Genomic DNA, 3,422 nt, shown 5'->3' on the forward strand with positions numbered 1-3,422 from the left:
TTTCAAAGAACTGTGTTTGCTTGTTTTCGCGCCGCTCTCTCAAGCGACTTGTCTATCTTATCATGGGATGAATTGTCGGTGTTTATACACAATTCTATTTGAATCAAATAAGTCACTCATTCTAAAAATATCTCTTAATTTCGAATTAATCCTCATTGTGATACACACGGGGTTGTTTTCAGAAGAATCTCTGAAGCATCAAAGCTCTCATCCACAATTAATCCCAATAAGCCGAATAAATCTATGTATTTTTAACTCATCATTCGTATTTAGCATTTCTCCATTACTTCTGATTCTATATCATGATCCTTTCTAAAAGACCCCCTCTTTAGAAACCACCTGAACTCCCTAACTTCCTATTAGATATACACTCCCGTGTTTTCAGGATGTTCATAGCATACTTCCTTGCTTTCATTGCAATCACTCTTTATTAATTGTAGAATAATAGAAACAAGAGATTTTATTAAACACAATTCTGTCCATGATGACAGAACAATGATTGAAGGAGTGAATTAAATATGTTTGGATTATTTAAGAAAGAAGGAGCACTTGTTGCCCCAATATCAGGTAAGACAGTGGATATCACCACCGTACCTGATGCTGTATTCGCAGAAAAAATGGCTGGTGATGGACTCGCCATAGATCCTACAGGTGATACTGTTGTAGCTCCTGCTGACGGAGAACTGACCATGCTCTTCGGAACAAAGCATGCTTTTGGTATGACCCTCGACAAAGGAGTCCAGATTCTTGTTCATATCGGACTTGATACAGTCTCATTGAACGGTGAAGGGTTTACCGCTTTAAAGAATCAGGGAGATATGGTTAAAAAGGGCGAACCTATTGTAAAAATCGATCGTGAACTCATACAGGGTAAAGGTCTTTCACTGATTACACCTGTTATCTTCACTGATATGGAAGTACTGAAGAGTTTTGAAGCACAGCTCGGTATTGATGTCATCGCAGGAGAGACTACCGTATTAACTTATAAAGCAAAATAGAGAAGAGAATAAAGAGAGCGCGGTCATCGGCCGCGCTCTCTTTTTATCTTACTCCTCACATCAGCTGAGTTTATGTACACCATCTCCGATGGAAACCACATAGAACTCCGCTTCATATCCAATGATTTCTTCATAGGATGTTCCCACTTCCTGGATAAATCGATCTATGGCATCATTCTGCACAATGGAGACTGTACATCCTCCAAATCCAGCACCTGTCATTCTGGAGCCGATGGTTCCAGAAACCTTTCTGCCAAGTTCTACTAAAGTATCCAATTCTACTCCTGTTACTTCATAATCTTCTCTCAGGGATTCATGTGATGCATTCATGAGCTTTCCAAACTCTTCTATCTCATTGGATTCCAGCGCTTTCACTGCAAGTAATGTCCTCTCATTCTCTGTTACGGCATGTTTCGCTCTCTTAATCAGAACCTCATCTTGAATTACATGCTGATATTTCCCAAATGTCTCCGAATCAATTTCTCCAAGAGAAGCAATAGGCAGGACAGTCTGCAGCCTTCGCAGTGCTTCTTCACACTCAGCTCTTCTTTCATTATACTTTGAATCCGCGAGCCCTCTCTTCTTGTTGGTATTGGATACCACCAAGGAAGCATTCTCAAGAAGAACAGGAGAATATCTGTACTCCAGTGTATTTGTGTCCAGTAAAATGGCCTGATCCTTTTTCCCCATGGCCACTGCAAACTGGTCCATAATCCCGGAATTGACCCCCATGAACTCATTCTCCACTTTTTGGCACAGTTTCACCAAGTCAATCATAGAGATTTCCAGTTGAAACAGGTCCTTCATCATGTATGCAGTCAGCACTTCTATAGAAGCTGAGGAAGACAAACCTGCACCATTGGGGATATTTCCATAAAAATAGATATTCATTCCCTGATCTATGAGATATCCCTCTTTCCGGAGAAAAGCAATGACACCTTTTGGATAGTTTGCCCAGTCGTGGGCTTTGTTGTACGTTAAATCAGAAAGATTGAACTCCACCACCCCTTGGTCATGGAAATTCTCAGAGTACATTCTAATCATGCTGTCTTTTCTCAGACTTACGACCCCATAGGTTCCTATGGTTAATGCGCAAGGAAAAACATTCCCTCCATTATAATCTGTATGTTCTCCAATAAGATTGACCCTACCAGGAGAAAAATAGCTCCTCTCCGCATTCACCTGAAACACTTCACTAAATCTCTTTTCGTTCTCCATTTTCTGCTCCTCTTTCTACTGTATAATCTATCTTCTCTCTTTGCAGTCTTTTACACTGTCTCTCTTCTTCAGTTGCACGGGGATGATCACTTTTTTCGTATACTTACGGTTGCTCTCAATTTTCTCTTCTAGAAGCCCCACTGCGGCCTCTCCCAGATATTCAGTATAGACTCTTATTGTAGTTAAAGATGGTGTCATATATTTTGACCCAGGCAGATCGTTGAATCCTACAATACTGATGTCATCCGGGATAGTTAAACCAGCTTCATAAATCGCTTTATAAGCGCCTATGGCCATATTGTCATTGCCGCAGAAAAAGGCCGTTGGCCGAACCTTCTTCTTTAGCATCTTTTTCATCAGGAGATATCCATCTTCATGCGTAAAACTGCCGTAAGCACAGTATTCTTCCTGATAAATTTCCATGAATGATGCATACTCCTTAAAAGACTCATCCCTCAAAGCAGAAACTTTGATCCCGCTCCCATAGGTCTCATCTCCCCCAAGATATCCGATGCTTGTATGCCCCATTTCAATGAAATAATCCAGCACTTTTCTCACTGCATCTCTATAGTCCACAATCACTGCATCAAACTCATCTCCTGGAGCAAAGTCACATACAACAATTCTACTGCTTAACTCAGAAATTTTATGAAGTTCTTTTTCTTCAAACTTTCCAACCGCAATGATACCGTCCACAGGCTCAGACGGAATCTGCTCTTCTGAGGCATTCCACCTTAAGACCTGATATCCTTTTTTCTCACAGATCTTTTCTATTGCGAGTCGAATATAAAGATAGTAGGGGTCTTCCAGTTCTTTTTTCCGATTGTACCAGTGAAATAGGCCAATTTTTACTTTCTTATTTTTCCCTCTTTTTCTAACTGGAACATATTCCAGCTCTTCCGCTGCTTCAAAGATCTTTCGCTTAGTCTCTTCTGAAACGCTCAGCGCATCATCAAAGTTCAGCACTCTTGAAACTGCAGCGCTGGAGACTCCGGCCTTCTCCGCTATTTCTTTAATGGTTGCCATAAAAGTCCTCCCCTTTATTCAGGATGCTATACCTCTTAATAGTAAACCTTATCATATATTTAGTCAATATTTACTAAAATTTTACTTATTTTTAAACAACAAAAAAGCCCTAAGCTTACGCTTAGAGCAGTGTAACTGGCGACGACCTACTTTCCCACAGGGCTTCCCCTGCAGTATCAT

General features: G+C 40.6%; 3 protein-coding genes. 1 reads left to right on the forward strand and 2 read right to left on the reverse strand.

All coding sequences use genetic code 11. From position 1 onward, the window contains the following. Window positions 1–518 precede the first annotated feature (518 nt). On the forward strand, window positions 519–998 hold the full coding sequence (locus tag BM243_RS14940) for a PTS sugar transporter subunit IIA (protein WP_074913406.1): 480 nt from the start codon (window positions 519–521) through the stop codon (window positions 996–998). Between the two features lie 60 nt (window positions 999–1,058). Here the strand turns inward: BM243_RS14940 and BM243_RS14945 are convergent, their stop codons facing one another. Then, entirely contained in the window at window positions 1,059–2,216 is a 1,158-nt protein-coding gene (locus tag BM243_RS14945; RefSeq protein WP_074913408.1) for a galactokinase, read from the reverse strand. Between the two features lie 27 nt (window positions 2,217–2,243). Further along, on the reverse strand, window positions 2,244–3,242 hold the full coding sequence (locus BM243_RS14950; RefSeq protein WP_074913409.1) for a LacI family DNA-binding transcriptional regulator: 999 nt from the start codon (window positions 3,240–3,242) through the stop codon (window positions 2,244–2,246). Between the last annotated feature and the right edge of the window lie 180 nt (window positions 3,243–3,422).

The organism is Proteiniclasticum ruminis (genome assembly GCF_900115135.1).
In the GTDB taxonomy this organism is placed as follows: domain Bacteria; phylum Bacillota; class Clostridia; order Clostridiales; family Clostridiaceae; genus Proteiniclasticum; species Proteiniclasticum ruminis_A.

Coding starts and splice junctions, on each gene's coding strand:
- BM243_RS14940 (WP_074913406.1), top strand. CDS start 519: ATGTTTGGATTATTTAAGAAAGAAGGAGCACTTGTTGCCCCAATATCA.
- BM243_RS14945 (WP_074913408.1), bottom strand. CDS start 2,216: ATGGAGAACGAAAAGAGATTTAGTGAAGTGTTTCAGGTGAATGCGGAG.
- BM243_RS14950 (WP_074913409.1), bottom strand. CDS start 3,242: ATGGCAACCATTAAAGAAATAGCGGAGAAGGCCGGAGTCTCCAGCGCT.